Source organism: Arthrobacter sp. NPDC097144, assembly GCF_044762205.1.
Lineage (GTDB): Bacteria > Actinomycetota > Actinomycetes > Actinomycetales > Micrococcaceae > Arthrobacter_B.
In genome coordinates this window covers 308,230-324,438 of sequence record NZ_JBIWDW010000005.1, presented here as the reverse complement: position 1 = coordinate 324,438, position 16,209 = coordinate 308,230, and the positions used below count along the sequence as shown (strand labels likewise).

The window sequence follows — 16,209 nt, the reverse complement described above, 5'->3', positions numbered from 1 at the left end:
GAGGATCCTGCCGAACTGCACGGGTACGGGCCGATCAGCGCCGAAACAGCCCGCAGACTCGCCCGGCAGGCAGCCCGGTGGACCCCGGTGGAACGTGACCGGCACACCGAAGAGATCCTGAGGGTTGGCCGCCGACGCAAAGTCCCGCCCGGGCTCCAGCGCTGGCTGCGTGCCCGAGACGGTACCTGCCGGTTTCCGGGCTGCCGCACCAACGCCCTGATCTCCGAAATCGACCACACCACCCCCTGGTCCCGCGGCGGGACAACGGATCATGACAACCTCGAACACCTGTGCCGGAGGCATCACATGTTCAAAACCCAAGGTTTCTGGAAAGCCCGGCAGCACTCACCCGGGATTATTGAATGGGTTTCACCGGGAGGCCGGGTCTATCGCACGGAACCGCCTCTCCACCTTGCCTCGGGATCCGGCGCGGATTCCGCTTCTCCCTTCACAGGTACGCCGGGCGCTGTCATGGGTGTGCCAGGCGCTGCCTCAGGTCCGCCGCCGTCATCGCCGTCACCTTGGGGATCGCCCGACGATCCCAACCCTTCCGACTACGGCGACGACCCACCGCCCTTCTGACTTCATGCATCGCTCCAACCCTTGAGGACTATTAACGTCAGGACCCGCCGCATCAAGGTCACCGCTAGTCTGCCCTGCCGTTGCACGGGCCCCTTCCCACCCAATCTGCAGTGCCTTCGGTCGTCTCCCCTGAGGCTGGTTCGCTGCCAGCGGTAAGCTCGTGGGATGGCACGATACTTTGACATTCACCCTGATAATCCGCAGCAGCGCACCATCGGGCAGGTAGCTGCGATTTTGCGCTCCGGCGGCTTGATCGCTTACCCCACAGACTCCTGCTATGCGCTGGGCGCCCAGATGAACAATAAGGACGCCTTGGACCGGATCCGCTCCATCCGCCAGCTGAGCGACAAGCACCACTTCACGCTCATGTGCCGCGATTTCGCGCAGCTCGGACAGTTCGTGAAGATGGACAATGATGTTTTCCGTAGCATCAAAGCGGTAACCCCGGGCAGCTACACCTTCATTCTTCCGGCTGTCAAAGAAGTGCCGCGCTGGCTTTCCCAGCCTAAGAAGAAGACCGTCGGGGTGCGCATCCCAGACAATAACGTTGTTCAGGCGCTGCTCGATGAACTGGGTGAGCCCCTGATCTCCAGCACGCTGTTGCTGCCCGGAGAGGAAGATCCGCTAACAGAGGGCTGGGAAATCAAGGAGCGGTTGGATCACCAGGTGGAAGCCGTCCTCGATGCCGGTTTCTGTCCTCCGGATCTGACCACCGTTGTCGACTTTTCCAGCGGACAACCTGAAGTAGTTCGACGTGGCACCGGAGATCCAACACGCTTCGAGTAAGACACGCTTGAGAAAAGTTGAGTGGGAACACGCAGCAGCGCAGCTTCACGAGGCCTGGCCTGATCACCGTGGCAGGCTAGGCCCATGGCATTGCACATCGGAACCTCCGGATGGAGTTACAACCACTGGCGGAATGTTCTCTACCCGCCGGGGCTGCCCAGCCGGCGCTGGCTGGAGACATACGCTGCGCAATTCGACACGGTGGAGTACAACGGAAGCTTCTATCGCTGGCCGCGTGAACCGGCATTCGCTGCGTACCGCAACCGTCTTCCCGAGAGCTACCAGTTTTCCGTCAAGGCCCCGCGGGGTCTGACACATGCGCGGAAGCTTCGCGAACCGGAAGAATGGATCGGCAGGATCAGCCGGTGCTGGGCAGAACTGGGAGACAAAGCCGGAGTCCTGATCGTGCAGCTGCCTCCTGATATGGAACGCGACGACGCCCGTCTCGACTATTTCCTGGCCTCGCTTCCGGACGGAATCAAAACCGCCGTGGAATTTCGGCACGCCAGCTGGGAAACCGATGACGTCTACCGACTGCTCGAACGGCACGGAGCAGCCTACACGGTGATGAGCGGCGCCCATCTGCCGTGCAACCTGAAAGCCACAGCACCGTTCGTGTATCTCCGGATGCATGGTCCGGACCATGACCACCTATATGCCGGTTCCTACAGCGATGCGGACCTGGAGTGGTGGGCGCAGCGGATCCGCGAATGGCAGTCATCGGCAAAGGACGTGTACGTGTATTTCAATAACGACGGCGAAGGCCATGCCGTCCGCAATGCCTTGACGCTGAGGGCCCTTGTGACCTCAGCCCTCTGACTCGGACAACTGTTTCGGCCTCCTGACTCGGACAACTGGTCCGGATCAACAGATCCAGATCCCAAACCCGGAAACAGAGGACGGAACCGTGCAGCGGGGACATGAAGGAATCTTGCGGAAGCCTTTGGCGACGGTGCCATCTGCGGGTATTGTCGACGACGAAGAGTAACCGTTGAGAACACTGCGGACCGCAACTCTCCTTGTTCGGGCCTTACGGCCTGCAGCTGCCTGGCAGTTTCGGAAGCAATCTCCGTGTCCTCTTCCCTGACGCGTTCCTTTAAGGCATCGCGTCCGACTTTTTGATTGGTGCCATGAATTTCTCCAGCAAAATCTCCCCCCAAGATCCGTTTCCCGAAGATCTTGGGGACCTCACCACAGAGGCCCTGGAAATACTCAACAGCAAGGTCCACCGGCAAGCGGAGTTCGAATACCAGAGAGACGGAGAATCCGAACTGGAAACCCGGTTCCGTCTTGAGTTCCTGGCAGAGGAACTTGACCGCAGGGAGAACCTTTCGCCGACAGGTTCCGCGTCGGACACCGAACTTAACCACACCGTGGCCGCTGAACAAAACGCAGAGTTACCCACGGTGCAGGCTGCGCCAACGCGTGCGGCCACACAGGTTCCGGTTCCTGCCAGGGCGCAGGGCTAGGAACCCCTGCCAGCTCAGGAACCCCTGCCAGCCCGGGAACCCGTCCACCCTGAGGAGCTGGCAGCCCCGATAGGGCCAGCTGCGGAAGATCCGGTGCGCGGAGTGCAGCACCTCAAAGTTGTTTCACTTCGCGCGCAGGGTTGCCCACCACCACTACGTTGGCGGGCACGTCCTTCGTCACAACTGCTCCGGCACCGATCACGGAGTTCTCCCCCACGGAGACACCCGGAAGAACAATGGCACCGCCGCCAATCCACACGTTGTTCCCAACGGTGATGGGTTTAGCGGCTTCCAGCTTGTCCTTCCGAGGCCCCGGCTCCACCGGATGAGTGGGCGTGAGCAGCTGGACATTGGGTCCAATCTGCACGTCGTCCCCGATCGTAATTGGAGCTACATCGAGAGCAGTAAAGCTGTAATTGATGAAGGTGCGCTCCCCTACGGTCAGGTATTTCCCGTAGTCCACATAAAGGGGCGGACGAATCTCGCTGCCCTCACCCACCCCGCCCAGCAGGTCGCGGAGAATGCCGGCGCCTGCAGCACGGTCCTGCGCCCAGGTTCGGTTGTAGCGGTCCATCAGCTCCAGCGCCCGGGCACTGTCTGCCGCCAGTTCCGGATCATCTGCAACGTAGAGGTCGCCGGCCAGCATCCGTTCCCGCATTGAACGGTTGTCTCCGGCAAAGTATTCACTCATCGTGTGCCCTTTCTTCGCTTCCGCCGATGGTCACCGCCATTGTGCTCCCTTTCCCTTGACACTAACTCTGTGCGTGGCACTGTTGACGCCACGGGCACCGGGGGGGTGCATCCAACGGCCGGGACACTGCCGGCGGTTATCGCATCTGGGAGGACAAAGCTGTGAGGTACACAAGCGCGGGAAGTATCGCAATGAGGGCAGTAACGACGGCGGCGGTAGCCGCCGTCGTCGTGTCCGGAACGGTTTCGGGAACAGGACCGCAACCGTCGGACCGCATACCGGCCACCAGCACCGTCGAGGGCGGAGACCACGGCGGCGGGAACGGAGACGGAGGCGATAAGGATTCGCCGTCCGCCCAAAACGTCATCCTGATGGTCGGCGACGGAATGGGGCCGGGGCAGCGGGAAGCCATCCGGTTGGCACTGGTGGGTTTGACCGGAGAGCTGGAGATGGATTCCATGCCATCCGTCGGCAGGGTGCACACCAACTCAGCGGACCCGGAAACCTTTGTGACAGACTCCGCCGCGGCCGCCACAGCTATGGCCACGGGAGTGAAAACCTACAACGGAGCCATCGGCGTCGACCTGAATCAGCAGCCCGTCACCACCGCCCTTGAAATCGCAGAAGGACTGGGCAAAGCCACCGGCCTGGTCACCACCAGCACCGTCACGGACGCAACCCCGGCGGCAATGGGCTCGCACGTCCTGAACCGCGACGAACAAAGCGCCATTGCCCGGCAGTTCCTGGAAAGCAGCAGGCCGGAGGTGATTCTTGGCGGCGGAGAGGACTACTGGTATCCCGCCGGAAACGCAGGCCGGCACCCGGACAACCCCGCAGAAGATCCCGCTGAAGAAAGCGCCGGCACCGAAGGCAACCTGGTGGCGCAGGCCCAGTCCCTTGGCTATGAGTACGTTTCGGATCTGCAGGGACTGCAGGACGCCGGATCGGGAAAATTGCTGGGCCTCTTCGCCAATGAAGAAATGTTCCAGTACGGCGACGACGTCGAGGAACGGTACCAGCCCACAGTCCCGCTCACGGAAATGACCGCAAAAGCTATCGACACCCTCGCACCCTCGGACAAGGGCTTCTTCCTGCTGGTGGAGGAAGAGGGCATCGACTCGTTCAGCCACGTCAACGACGCCGATCTGGCGATCAAATCTGGAATCGAGTTCGACCGTTCGGTGGGACTGGCCAAAGACTTCGCGCAGGAGGACGGCGACACCCTGCTAATCGTCGTCGGAGACCATCAGACCGGCGGAATGACCATCGAATCCGTGGATGTTCCGGAACCGGGTGAAGAGCCTGACGAGTCAGGCGACGGCCAGTCGGCAGAGGACGGACCGCTGCCGGTTGCCAACTCGGACCAGCAGTTCATGGTGGATTGGAGTACCGGAGGGCACACCGCCCTGGACGTTCCGCTTACGGCCATGGGACCGGGTTCCGAGCTGCTCACCGGAGTTTACGAGAACACCCACATCTTTGACACCATGGTCCAGGTCATGCGGGCAGGAGACTCCGGGAACGGCACTCCCCCGGCTGGCCATCCCCACAAACACGGCTTTGACCTGCAGGCTCACCGCGGAGGCAGGGGCGAGTACACGGAAGAGTCGCTGGCCGGTTTTGCCCATGCACTGGAGCTGGGCGTCACCACACTGGAGTTGGACCTGCACCTGAGTAAAGACGGGAAAGTGGTGGTCTGGCACGATGACACCATCGTTCCCGAGAAATGCCGGGACACTGCGCCGGTACGGAAGGGCGATCGGAGGTTCCCCTACGTTGGTGACCGCGTAGCGGATCTGACCCTGGCCCAGTTGAAGACCCTGGACTGCGGGTTCCAGCAGCTTCCCGGCTTCCCGGAGCAGAAAGTGGTTGAGGGCAACCGCATTGCCGAACTCCGCGATGTCTACAAGTTGGCCGACTCCTACAAAGCCCGGAAAATCCGGTTCAACGCCGAAACCAAGGTTGAAGACGGCCAGGCCGGCGGACCGGGAATGGAAGCCCTGACGCGTGCCGTGGTCGGCGAGGTCCAGCGCTCGGGCCGGGCACGCTCCACCACCATCCAGTCCTTCGACTGGTCCTCCCTGAACCTGGTGAAGAAGATCGCACCGAATCTGACGCTGGTGGCGCTGGCTTCAGATACGGCAGATCTCGGCGTGGGCCAGCCGGGAGCCGCACCCCAGCTGGGCGGCATCGACATCGACGACTACAACGGTTCCGTTGCCCGGGCCGCCGCTGCCGCCGGCTATGACGTCCTGTCCCCCATTGCCACCTCAGTTACCCCTGAAATGGTCCGGGACGCACATAAGGCCCGCCTGCTGGTTATTCCGTGGACGGTAAACACCGCCGCGGACATGAACGCCCTCATGGATCTGGGTGTTGATGGCATCATCACGGACTATCCCACCGTCCTGCGGTCCGTGATGGAGGAACGAGGACTGAAACTTCCGCGCGCGTACAGCCGCACCTAGCCGGAGGAGGACGACGACGGCGGGACGCGCCCGCCGTCGTCGTCCGGCCGGCCGGCCTCCGGCCTCCTGCCCAGGACAGCCGCCCTCCAGAAGTGATACGCAGCAGCAATTCACAGCACACCGAGGAGCCGTATGGAGAAGAGCCCTGACAACCAGGATCCGGAAGCGCTGGCGGCGCTGAGCCCCTTCGAACTGAAGGACCGGCTGATAGCCCTCGCGTCCTCGGACACGGAACGGCTGATGCTGAACGCGGGCCGGGGAAATCCGAACTTCCTGGCGACGCTTCCGCGCCGTGCGTTCCTCGCGCTGGGAGACTTTGCCCTGTCCGAATCCGAGCGTTCCTACTCCTATCTGGACAGCGGGTTTGGCGGGCTGCCGGAACAGGACGGCATGCTGGGGCGGTTCAACGCGTTTGTGGTGCACGATCCGCAGCGCGTGGGGCTGCAGTTCCTCCGCTCTGCGGTGAGCTACGCCCACGACCAGCTGGGCCTGGACCGGGAAGAGTTCCTTGCCGAAATGGTCTCCGCATACCTCGGATGCTTCTATCCCACCCCGCCGCGGGTGCTGCCCAAGACCCAGGACGTGCTGCGCGCTTACCTGGGCGAGGAACTCTTTGGCGGCGAGGTACCGGCAGGAACGTTTGACGTCTTTCCCACCGAAGGCGGCACGGCCGCCATGACCTATATCTTTTCCAGCCTAGCCGTCAACGGACTGGTGGTCCCCGGCGACAAAGTTGCCCTCGCCACCCCCATCTTCTCGCCGTACCTGGAGATTCCGCTCCTGCCCGACTACGGGCTGGAAGTGGTCTCCATCATGATGGACGAATCCCGGGACTGGCTGCTGCCCGAATCGGAACTGGAGAAGCTGCTGGATCCGGACATCAAAGTGTTTTGCCTGGTCAATCCCAGCAACCCTCCCTCCGCCAAACAGCCGCACGCCGTGCTGGACCGGCTGTCGCGTCTGGTCGCGCAGCAGCGTCCGGACCTGATCATCATCACCGATGACGTCTATGCCACATTTGCCGATGACTTCGTCTCCGTCTTTGCCGCCTGCCCGCGGAACACGATGTGCGTGTACTCCTTCTCGAAGTACTTCGGTGCCACCGGCTGGCGCCTCGGAACCATCGCCCTGCACCGGGAGAACGTCATCGATGAACAGCTGGCGGTCCTGCCGGAGGCTGAAAAGCAGCGGCTGAACACCCGCTATTCGTCTCTGACCACAGATGTCCCCGGCCTGAAATTCATTGACCGCATGGTGGCGGACAGCCGATCGGTGGCGCTGAACCATACCGCAGGATTGTCCGGTCCGCAGCAGCTGCAGATGGTGCTCTTTGCACTGCACGGCCTCATGGACCGGTTGGGCCGGTACCAGGACGCCGCCAAGGCGCTGATCCGCGGCCGGTACGCCACTCTGTACCGGAGTATGGGGATTCCTCCCACTCCGCAGCCCGACGACGTTGGGTACTACAGCCTGATTGACCTGCAGAAACTCGGCGCACGCCTGTACGGATCCGGTTTCGCGTCCTGGCTGGGGACGCAGGAGGACCTTGGGCTGCGGTTCCTGCAGCGGCTGGCCTCGGAAACCGGCGTGGTGCTGCTTCCGGGGAAGGGGTTCGACGTCGTCGGCCCTTCGGCGCGGGTGTCCCTGGCCAACCTCACGGACTTTGAGTACCGGGCGATCGGTGCCGCAACCCGGCGCATCGTGGAGGACTACCACAACATGTTTACGGCGCAGGGGCCGTCGACGACGTCAGACAGTCCCTGACGCGGGAATGAACCGGTAGCCCATGCCGTGCTCGGTCAGCAGGTGCACAGGAGCCGCCGGGTCCACCTCCAGCTTGCGCCGCAGCTGCGCCATGTACAGGCGCAGGTAGCCGGTATCCGTGGTTCCGGGTCCCCACACATCCGTCAGCAGGGCCGGCTGGGTAATGAGGCGGCCCGGATGCTGCAGCAGGGCTTCAAGCAGCCGCCACTCGGTGGGGGTCAACCGGATGGCCGAGCCGTCCGAGACACGGGCCACGGCCTTGGCGGCCAAATCCACCCGGACATCGCCGAACACCACTTCGGACTGCTCGGGAGCAGCCTGGGCACGCCGGGTCAGGGCACGGATCCGGGCCATCAGCTCCTCAGTGGAAAAGGGCTTGGTGACATAGTCATCGGCCCCCAGGTCCAAGGCGCGGACCTTGTCTGCGGAATCTGTCCGGCCCGAGATCACAAGAATGGGCGCATGGCTCCAACCCCGCACCGCTTCTATGACTTCCATGCCGCTGAGCCGGGGCATGCCCAGATCCAGGACTATGAGGTCCGGATGAGCCTCCACTGCCCTGCGCACGGCTGCTGCTCCGTCGGCCGCAGTCACCACTTCATAGCCGTAGGCGGAAAGGGTAATGCGCAGGGCACGGAGGATTTGGACGTCGTCGTCGGCCACGAGGATTTTCATGCTGCACCGAATTCAGGGGCGGGTTCAGCGGCGGCGGATACGGGAGCCGCCGGCAGGGAAAGCACCATGGTCAGCCCGCCGCCGGGCGTGTCCTCGGTTTCCAACGTGCCCATCATTCCTTCCATGAAGCCTTTGGCCAGTGCCAGGCCCAAACCCAAGCCGGTGAGGTTGTCGGTGTCACCAAGCCGCTGAAACGGCATAAAGACTTCATCGAGGCGCTCAGGGGGAATCCCCGGCCCACAGTCTATGACGCGCAGTTCCACCCGACCGGCAAATGCACTCGCCGCCAGCACCACTTTGCTGCCGGGCGGTGAGAACCGCACGGCGTTTGCCAGCAGGTTCACCAGCACCCGCTGCAGCAGCACGGGATCTGCCATGACGGGCGGCAGATCCGGCGGAATCTCAAGTTCCACTTCCGCCGGACCGAGGTTGAGTTCCTCGAGCGCCGGAAGCACAGCATCGGCGGTGTCCAGAGGTGCCAGGCTGACACCGAGCACCCCGGCCTGCAGCCGGCTGACATCCAGCAGGGACGTCACCAGCTCCGACAGCGTGGCCAGCGATTCTTCGGCGGTGGCCAGCAGCTCGGCACGGTCCTGTTCGCTCCACTTCACGTCCGGCGCCCGCAGCCCGGTCACCGCAGCGGTGGCTGCCGTGAGCGGCCGGCGCAGGTCATGGCCGACGGCGGCCAGCAGGGCGGTGCGCACCTTGTCCGCCGCCGCGAGCGACCCCAGCCCCTCGGCCGTCTGCGTGAGGTCGCCAAAGTCCAGTGCCGCTTCCAGCTGGGCCGTAATCACGGCCAGCAGCCTGCGGTCAGTGGCTTCTAGGTCCCGGCCGCGCAGCTCCAGGGCCGCCCGTTCACCCACCGGCAGGATCAGCGCGGCGGCGCTCTGCGAGGTGACGGTGCCGGCTGCGGCGAGTTCCGCGCCGTCGGCCACCAGCCGCACCGACTCCAGGCTGAAGGCTTCCCGGGTGCGCCCCACCAGGGCGGCCAGGGCATCTTCGCCGCGCAGCACGTTTCCGGCTACGGAGGCCAGCAGCTCGGACTCGGCGGCGGATCGGCGCGCAGCCCGGGAACGCCGGGCCGCGCGGTCCACCACAAAGCTCACCAGCATGGCGTTGACGAGGTACAGCATCAGCGCCAGGATGTGCGCCGGAGTTGCGATGGTGACGGTGTACAGGGGCTGGATGAAGAAATAATCCAGGGTAATGCCGGAGAGCAGCGCGGCGAACAATGCCGGCCACAGCCCTCCCACCAGAGCTACCAGGATCACCAGCAGCTGATAGCTGAGCACGTCGCCGGTAATGGTCTGCGGAGTGCTCATGGACACCAATGACCAGGTCAGGAGCGGCCCGCCCGCCAGCGCCAGCGCGAACCCCCACAGCCGGCGGCGCACCGTCAGGGCACCGCCGAGCCTCGGCAGGACGGGCAGCCCTCCGGCCGCGGCATGGTTGACGATGTGCACGTCGATGTCCCCGGATTCGCGCACCACGGTGGCGCCGATGCCCGGACCGGTGAGCAGTGCCTGGATCCGCGGCCGGCGACTGACGCCGATCACCAGCTGGGTGGCATTGACGCCGCTGGCAAAGTCCACCAGTGCGTGCGGAATGTCCGAGCCAACCACCTGGTGGAACGTACCGCCGAGCTTCTCCGCCAGCGCGCGCTGGGAGGCCAGCTCGCCGGGATTCCCGTCGCGCAGTCCGTCCGGGTTATTCACGTGCACGGCCAGCAGCTGCCCGCCTGCGGACCGGGCGGCAATCCGGGCGCCGCGGCGCAGCAGGGTCTGTCCCTCGGGCCCGCCGGTCAGGGCCACGACGACGCGTTCCCGGGCTTCCCATTTGTTGCGGATGCCGTTTTCGGCACGGTACCTGTTCAGCGCACTGTCCACCTCATCCGCCAGCCACAGCAGCGCCAGCTCGCGAAGAGCCGTGAGGTTCCCCAGCCGGAAATAGTTGGACAGCGCGGCATCAACCCGCCCGGCCGGATAAATGATGCCCTGCGAAAGCCTGCCCCGCAGCAGCTGCGGCGCAATATCCACCAGCTCCACCTGATCCGCTGATCGGAGCACCGAATCCGGCACCGTCTCACGCTGGACGGTGCCGGTGATCTGTTCGATGACGTCGTTCAGGGACTCAATGTGCTGAATGTTGACGGTGGACAGGACATTGATGCCGGCGTCGAGCAGTTTCCGGACGTCCTGCCAGCGTTTGGCATGAGCCAGGCCGGGGGCGTTGGTGTGGGCAAGTTCGTCCACCAGCGCATAGTCCGGCCGGCGGGCAAGGACTGCGTCCAGGTCCAGCTCCGACAGAACCAGTCCGCGGTGGTTCACCTGGACCGGAGGAACCATCTCCAGCCCCTCGGCCATGGCCGCCGTGGCGGCGCGGCCGTGGGTTTCCACGACCGCCACCGCCACGTCCCAGCCCTCATCCCGCAGGCGCCGCCCTTCTTCGAGCATGGTGTAGGTCTTGCCGACTCCGGGCGCAGCGCCAAGGAATACCCGAAGTTGTCCTCGTGTCATTCCCTAATTGTCCGACTCCGCGAGGGCAATGTTCAGTTTCAACACGTTGACGGCCGGTTCTCCCAGTACTCCCCCGCCCCGGCCTTCAACGGCGGAGTCCACCAACGCCCGGACATCGGCGGCATCCAGCCCCCGTTCCGCCGCCACCCGGTTCACCTGGAGCCGGGCGTACTCAGGGCTGATGTCCGGATCCAGGCCCGACGACGACGCCGTCAGGGCGTCCGCGGGCACGTCCCGGGGATCCACGCCCTCCAGCTCGCTGACTGCGGCCCGGCGCTCATCGATTGCCGCAGCCAGTTCCGGGTTTGTCGGGCCGAGGTTGGAACCGCTGGAGGCACCGCCGTCGTAGCCCTCACCCGCAGCGGAGGGCCGGGACTGGAACCATTCGGGCAGGGCGGCGCCGTCCGCATCCGTGAAGGACTGGCCGATCAGAGCGGATCCGACAGCCTCCCCGTCGACGGAGAGCACCGAGCCGTTGGCCTGGTGGTGAGCCACCACCTGTCCCACACCCGTCACCGCCAGCGGATAGGCGATTCCCAGTGCCGCTGTCAGGACCAGGACGCTGCGGACCGCCACCGCCACCTGGCGGGCCGATGTTCGTGCAGTACTCATGATGCTTCCCGTTCGTTGTAGGTGGAGTTGTCAGGGCCGTTCATCAGAACCCCGGAATCAGGGCCACGGCGAGGTCGATGAGCTTGATGCCGATGAACGGCGCCACCACCCCGCCCACGCCGAAGACCAGCAGGTTCCGGGTCAGCACTCCGGAGGCACCGGCTGCCCGGTACTTCACGCCGCGCAGCGCCAGCGGAATCAGGGCAATGATCACCAGGGCGTTGAAGATGACCGCGGAGAGGATCGCCGAGGCGGGTGAGTGCAGGCCCATGACGTTCAGGACGGCCAGTCCCGGGAAAACGCCCATGAACATGGCGGGAATGATCGCGAAGTACTTGGCCACGTCATTGGCGATCGAGAACGTGGTCAGTGCCCCGCGGGTGATCAGCAGCTGCTTGCCGATCCGGACAATGTCGATCAGCTTGGTGGGGTCCGAGTCCAGGTCCACCATGTTGCCGGCTTCCTTGGCTGCCGACGTTCCGGTGTTCATGGCCACGCCCACATCGGCCTGGGCCAGGGCGGGGGCATCGTTGGTGCCGTCCCCGGTCATGGCCACCAGCTGGCCGCTGGCCTGTTCCCTGCGGATCAGGGCCATCTTGTCCTCCGGAGTGGCTTCGGCCAAGAAGTCATCCACCCCGGCTTCCGCGGCAATCGCCTTGGCGGTGCGCGGATTGTCTCCCGTGATCATGACGGTGCGGATACCCATCCGCCGCAGCTCGGCGAAGCGGTCCTTCAGCCCGTCCTTGACCACGTCCTTCAGGTGCACGACGCCGAGGATCCGGGCGCTGCTGCCCGACTGCCCGCCGTCGGGCTCCCGGATGGCCACTACCAGCGGGGTGCCGCCGCCGGCGGAGATCTTGTCCACCTGGTAGGTCAGGTCGGACAGTACGTCGACGTCGATTCCGCCGGATTCCGAGACCCAGTCCATGACGGCAGAGCCGGCACCCTTCCGGATCTGTGTTCCGGTGGCCCCGTTTGGTCCGTCTGCATAGTCCAGGCCGCTCATGCGTGTCTGTGCGGTAAACGGAACGCTGACGGCGTTGATGTCCTTGACCGGTGTAATGCCCATGCCGGCGGCCAGGTCCACAATCGACTTGCCCTCGGGGGTGGGGTCCTCCGCCGAGGACAGCACTGCGGCGAGGATCAGCTTGTTGCGGTCCGCTCCTGCCACCGGGATGAAGGCGGCGGCCTGCCGGTTGCCGTAGGTGATGGTGCCGGTCTTATCCAGCAACAGGGTGGTCACGTCGCCGGCGGCTTCAACAGCGCGGCCGGACATGGCCAGCACATTGTGCTGGACCAGCCGGTCCATGCCGGCGATGCCGATGGCTGAGAGGAGCGCACCAATGGTCGTAGGGATGAGGCAGACCAGCAGTGCCACCAGCACTGGAATGCTGACCGCTGCGCCGGCATATCCGGCCAGCGGATTCAGCGTCACCACCACCACCAGGAAGATTAGGGACAGGGTGGCCAGCAGGATGTCCAGGGCGATCTCGTTCGGCGTTTTCTGCCGGGCTGCCCCTTCCACGAGCCGGATCATCCGGTCCACGAACGTTTCTCCGGGCTTGCTGGTGATGCGCACGACGATCCGGTCCGAGAGCACCCGGGTGCCGCCGGTGACAGCCGAGCGGTCGCCGCCGGATTCGCGGACGACGGGGGCGGATTCGCCGGTGATGGCTGATTCGTCCACGGAGGCAATGCCGTCGATGATGTCGCCGTCGCCGGGGATGATCCCGCCCGCGGTGACCACCACGACGTCGTCGAGCACCAGGTCGGCTGAGGCCACTTCTTCCACCGCGGCGCGGGACGCGGAGGGGTCGCCGGCTGCGTCATAGCCGGTCACCCGCTGCGCCGGGGTGGTGGTCCGGGTTGCCCGCAGTGAAGCCGCCTGGGCCTTGCCGCGGCCTTCGGCAACGGATTCGGCCAGGTTGGCGAAGATGACGGTCAGCCAGAGCCACGCCGCAATCAGCCAGGTGAAAGCGCCGGGCACGGGGCTGCCGCCTGAAGTTCCGGCATCGCCGGTGATGGACTCCGCTACTGCAATGACGGTAATCAGCGCGGCGCCCACCTCCACAATGAACATCACGGGGGTGTGCCACATGATGCGCGGATCCAGCTTGCGCAGGGCACCGGGGAAAGCCTTCCCCAGCTGGGCGGCGGAGAAGCCGCTGCGGGCCGCTGCCCGGTCCTCCGGTGAGGGCGACGGATTTTCGGCCGGTTCCCCGGACTGCGGGCGGCCCGGCGAGTGCCGGCCGGTTTTGTCGGTTTTGCTTGTCACTGTGGACATGGTCAGAGCAACCCTTCCGCCAGGGGACCCAGCGCGAGTACGGGAAAGAAGGTCAGGGCAGTCACGATGACGGTGACGCCGCAGAGCATGAGGACTGCCTGGGGCCGGTGGGTGGGGAGCGTTCCGGCGGTGACCGGAACGCGGTCCTGTGCGGCCAGCGAACCGGCCAGGGCCAGGACAAAGACCATCGGCAGGAACCGGCCCAGCAGCATCGTCAGGCCCAATGCGGTGTTCAGCCACGGGGTGTTCGCCGTCAACCCGGCAAACGCTGATCCGTTGTTGTTGGCCGCGGAGGTGAAGGCGTACAGCACCTCACTGAAGCCGTGCAGTCCGGGATTGTAGATGGAGGTTCCGGTGATGTCCTCGCGGATGCCGGGAACGGCGAAGCTCAGAGCCGTACCGGCCAGGACGAGGGTGGGCATGGTCAGCAGGTACAGGCTGGCCAGCTTGATTTCGCGGGGGCCGATCTTCTTACCCAGATATTCGGGCGTGCGGCCCACCAGGAGGCCGGCAATGAACGAGGCCACCAGGGCGAGGATCAACATGCCGTACAGGCCGGATCCCACCCCGCCCGGAGCCACTTCGCCAAGCATCATGTTCAGCATGGCCATCATGCCGCCAAGCGGGCTGAAGCTGTCATGCATCGAGTTCACGGCGCCCGTGGAGGTGGCCGTGCTGGTGGTTCCGAACAGGGTGGATCCGGCTATGCCGAACCGCTGCTCCTTGCCTTCCATGGAACCGGCCAGGGCTGATGACGCGGAGTATTCGAGGGCTGTCATGGCCGCGAGGGAAACGGTGAAGATGGCGGCCATGGCCGCCAGGATCGCGTATCCCTGCTTTCGGTCTCCGATCAGGGTTCCGAAGGTGCGCGGCAGGCTGAACGGAATGACCAGCATCAGCACCACCTGCAGCAGGTTGGTCCAGGCGGACGGATTCTCGAACGGGTGCGAGGAATTCGCATTGAAGAATCCGCCGCCGTTGGTGCCCAGGAGCTTGATGGCTTCCTGGGAAGCTACCGGCCCGCCCGGAATCGTCGAGGTGCCGCCGGCGAGGCCGGTGACGGAGGTGAAGCCGTTGAAGTTCTGGATGACGCCGCCCAGGAGCAGCAGCAGAGCGCTGACAAAAGCGACGGGCAGGAGCAGCCGCACCACCGAACGGGTCATATCCGTCCAGAAGTTGCCGATAGTCGCTTCCTTCCGGGACGCAAAGGCCCGCACCAGGGCAACGGCTACGGCCAGGCCAACAGCTGCCGAAAGGAAGTTCTGTACGGCCAGTCCTGCCATCTGGACGGTGTAACCCACCGTCACCTCAGGCGAATAGGACTGCCAGTTGGTGTTCGCCACGAAGGAGGCGGCGGTGTTGAAGGCAAGGCCTTCAGGCACCGCCGGCAGGCCCAGTGATCCCGGCAGCCACTGCTGGGTGCGCTGGAGCAGGTAGACGAGCAGCAGGCCGACGGCGGAAAAGGCCAGCACGCTGCGGGCGTAGGACTGCCAGGACTGCCGGGAATCCGGATCAACGCCAATGACCCGATAAAATCCGCGCTCCACGGCCAGGTTCTTGGTAGAGGTGTAGAACCGGGCCATGTAGTCGCCCAGCGGCCGGTAAAGCGCCGCCAACAGCACTGCCACCAGCAGGAAAGAGGCCACTGCCGGCCAAACGCCCATCAGAACCGCTCCGGACGGATCAGCGCGGCCACCAGATAGACGGCTGCGGCAACTGCCAGGGCAAGGGCCAGGAAGTCGAAGAACATCACAGCTTTTCCACCGCCCGGATGCCCAGGGCAAGGGCGGCGAAGAAGACCGCCGTACCGAGCACAATAACTACGTCAAGCAAGGGAAACCCCCAGGTTCGTTCGCATGCAGCCGGACAGGCAGCATGGGCGCAATCAGCGCCTTTTCGATTAGAACCCTGGTGAGAGCCGCTTTTTGGAGTCCTTACGGATTCCTCACGCTCCGGGGGTGAACCATAACGAAATACATTTCCGGGAGTTGAATGATTGCGGCGGCGACCCGAATTCCGCCCGCACACGCGCTGACCCGATGAGCGCGGGGTGACTGTTAGGGTCAGGCATGGAAAAGCTGCCCGAGGGTATTCAGGAATCATCCAACTACCGCCCCGGCGAACCCCTGCGCCCGTGGGAGGACACCCGCATTGCCGGTGCTGACCTCGCCCTGGCCATCAAAGGCGCCCGAGCCGAAGGCGCCGTCATTCGCCTCATCAACGGGGAGGATCTCTCCCCGGATGAAATCATCGCCTTCGGCCGCCTGAACGCGCTGTGCGTTCTGAGATGGTACGAGCCGCTGGTGAATTTGCTCGGTCCGCGTAGCCCGGAGCTTCTCCCGCAGCATGCTGATCTGGTCCG

The 16,209-nt window shown here is 64.6% G+C and carries 13 protein-coding genes; 6 read left to right on the top strand and 7 right to left on the bottom strand.

Annotation, left to right across the window (positions count from 1 at the left end; genetic code table 11):
• The 4 genes from ACIQXM_RS13995 to ACIQXM_RS13980 all read left to right on the top strand — a co-directional run.
• The coding region (locus ACIQXM_RS13995; protein ID WP_400932500.1) for an HNH endonuclease at positions 1-582 on the top strand (582 nt) is incomplete at its 5' end.
• Positions 583-747: 165 nt separating this feature from the next.
• On the top strand, positions 748-1,368 hold the full coding sequence (locus ACIQXM_RS13990; protein WP_400932498.1) for an L-threonylcarbamoyladenylate synthase: 621 nt from the start codon (positions 748-750) through the stop codon (positions 1,366-1,368).
• Positions 1,369-1,452: 84 nt separating this feature from the next.
• On the top strand, positions 1,453-2,187 hold the full coding sequence (locus tag ACIQXM_RS13985; RefSeq protein ID WP_400932496.1) for a DUF72 domain-containing protein: 735 nt from the start codon (positions 1,453-1,455) through the stop codon (positions 2,185-2,187).
• 311 nt (positions 2,188-2,498) lie between these two features.
• Entirely contained in the window at positions 2,499-2,837 is a 339-nt protein-coding gene (locus ACIQXM_RS13980) for a hypothetical protein (RefSeq protein ID WP_400932494.1), read from the top strand.
• 112 nt (positions 2,838-2,949) lie between these two features.
• Here ACIQXM_RS13980 and ACIQXM_RS13975 read toward each other — a convergent pair whose 3' ends face one another.
• Positions 2,950-3,528: a sugar O-acetyltransferase gene (locus ACIQXM_RS13975; protein WP_400932492.1), complete on the bottom strand. Its 579-nt coding sequence runs from the start codon at positions 3,526-3,528 to the stop codon at positions 2,950-2,952.
• A gap of 191 nt (positions 3,529-3,719) precedes the next feature.
• Between ACIQXM_RS13975 and ACIQXM_RS13970 the strand changes: the two genes are divergently transcribed.
• Positions 3,720-5,996: an alkaline phosphatase gene (locus tag ACIQXM_RS13970; RefSeq protein ID WP_400932490.1), complete on the top strand. Its 2,277-nt coding sequence runs from the start codon at positions 3,720-3,722 to the stop codon at positions 5,994-5,996.
• A 132-nt stretch (positions 5,997-6,128) separates the two neighbouring features.
• Positions 6,129-7,760, top strand: a complete 1,632-nt coding sequence (locus tag ACIQXM_RS13965; RefSeq protein ID WP_400932488.1) for a bifunctional aspartate transaminase/aspartate 4-decarboxylase — start codon at positions 6,129-6,131, stop codon at positions 7,758-7,760.
• Here the strand turns inward: ACIQXM_RS13965 and ACIQXM_RS13960 are convergent.
• Genes ACIQXM_RS13960 through kdpF form a run of 6 tightly spaced genes read right to left on the bottom strand, consistent with a single transcriptional unit; the run spans position 7,746 to position 15,597 of the window.
• Entirely contained in the window at positions 7,746-8,435 is a 690-nt protein-coding gene (locus tag ACIQXM_RS13960) for a response regulator (RefSeq protein ID WP_400932486.1), read from the bottom strand. The genes ACIQXM_RS13965 and ACIQXM_RS13960 overlap by 15 nt on opposite strands.
• Positions 8,432-10,951: an ATP-binding protein gene (locus ACIQXM_RS13955; RefSeq protein ID WP_400932484.1), complete on the bottom strand. Its 2,520-nt coding sequence runs from the start codon at positions 10,949-10,951 to the stop codon at positions 8,432-8,434. The genes ACIQXM_RS13960 and ACIQXM_RS13955 overlap by 4 nt, the downstream gene beginning before the upstream one ends.
• 3 nt (positions 10,952-10,954) lie before the next feature.
• Complete coding sequence (gene kdpC, locus ACIQXM_RS13950; RefSeq protein WP_400932482.1) at positions 10,955-11,563, bottom strand: potassium-transporting ATPase subunit KdpC; 609 nt, start codon at positions 11,561-11,563, stop codon at positions 10,955-10,957.
• Positions 11,564-11,606: 43 nt separating this feature from the next.
• Positions 11,607-13,847: a potassium-transporting ATPase subunit KdpB gene (gene kdpB, locus ACIQXM_RS13945; protein ID WP_400932481.1), complete on the bottom strand. Its 2,241-nt coding sequence runs from the start codon at positions 13,845-13,847 to the stop codon at positions 11,607-11,609.
• A 2-nt stretch (positions 13,848-13,849) separates the two neighbouring features.
• Positions 13,850-15,511: a potassium-transporting ATPase subunit KdpA gene (gene kdpA, locus ACIQXM_RS13940; protein WP_400932479.1), complete on the bottom strand. Its 1,662-nt coding sequence runs from the start codon at positions 15,509-15,511 to the stop codon at positions 13,850-13,852.
• Positions 15,511-15,597, bottom strand: a complete 87-nt coding sequence (gene kdpF, locus ACIQXM_RS13935; RefSeq protein WP_400932521.1) for a K(+)-transporting ATPase subunit F — start codon at positions 15,595-15,597, stop codon at positions 15,511-15,513. The genes kdpA and kdpF overlap by 1 nt, the downstream gene beginning before the upstream one ends.
• Positions 15,598-16,209: the final 612 nt, after the last annotated feature.

Bases quoted from the DNA above. Each gene is read 5' to 3' on its own strand.
- ACIQXM_RS13965 (WP_400932488.1), top strand. From the start codon at position 6,129: ATGGAGAAGAGCCCTGACAACCAGGATCCGGAAGCGCTGGCGGCGCTG.
- ACIQXM_RS13980 (WP_400932494.1), top strand. From the start codon at position 2,499: ATGAATTTCTCCAGCAAAATCTCCCCCCAAGATCCGTTTCCCGAAGAT.
- kdpA (WP_400932479.1), bottom strand. From the start codon at position 15,511: ATGGGCGTTTGGCCGGCAGTGGCCTCTTTCCTGCTGGTGGCAGTGCTG.
- ACIQXM_RS13975 (WP_400932492.1), bottom strand. From the start codon at position 3,528: ATGAGTGAATACTTTGCCGGAGACAACCGTTCAATGCGGGAACGGATG.
- ACIQXM_RS13970 (WP_400932490.1), top strand. From the start codon at position 3,720: ATGAGGGCAGTAACGACGGCGGCGGTAGCCGCCGTCGTCGTGTCCGGA.
- ACIQXM_RS13955 (WP_400932484.1), bottom strand. From the start codon at position 10,951: ATGACACGAGGACAACTTCGGGTATTCCTTGGCGCTGCGCCCGGAGTC.
- kdpC (WP_400932482.1), bottom strand. From the start codon at position 11,563: ATGAGTACTGCACGAACATCGGCCCGCCAGGTGGCGGTGGCGGTCCGC.
- kdpF (WP_400932521.1), bottom strand. From the start codon at position 15,597: ATGTTCTTCGACTTCCTGGCCCTTGCCCTGGCAGTTGCCGCAGCCGTC.
- ACIQXM_RS13985 (WP_400932496.1), top strand. From the start codon at position 1,453: ATGGCATTGCACATCGGAACCTCCGGATGGAGTTACAACCACTGGCGG.
- ACIQXM_RS13990 (WP_400932498.1), top strand. From the start codon at position 748: ATGGCACGATACTTTGACATTCACCCTGATAATCCGCAGCAGCGCACC.
- kdpB (WP_400932481.1), bottom strand. From the start codon at position 13,847: ATGTCCACAGTGACAAGCAAAACCGACAAAACCGGCCGGCACTCGCCG.
- ACIQXM_RS13960 (WP_400932486.1), bottom strand. From the start codon at position 8,435: ATGAAAATCCTCGTGGCCGACGACGACGTCCAAATCCTCCGTGCCCTG.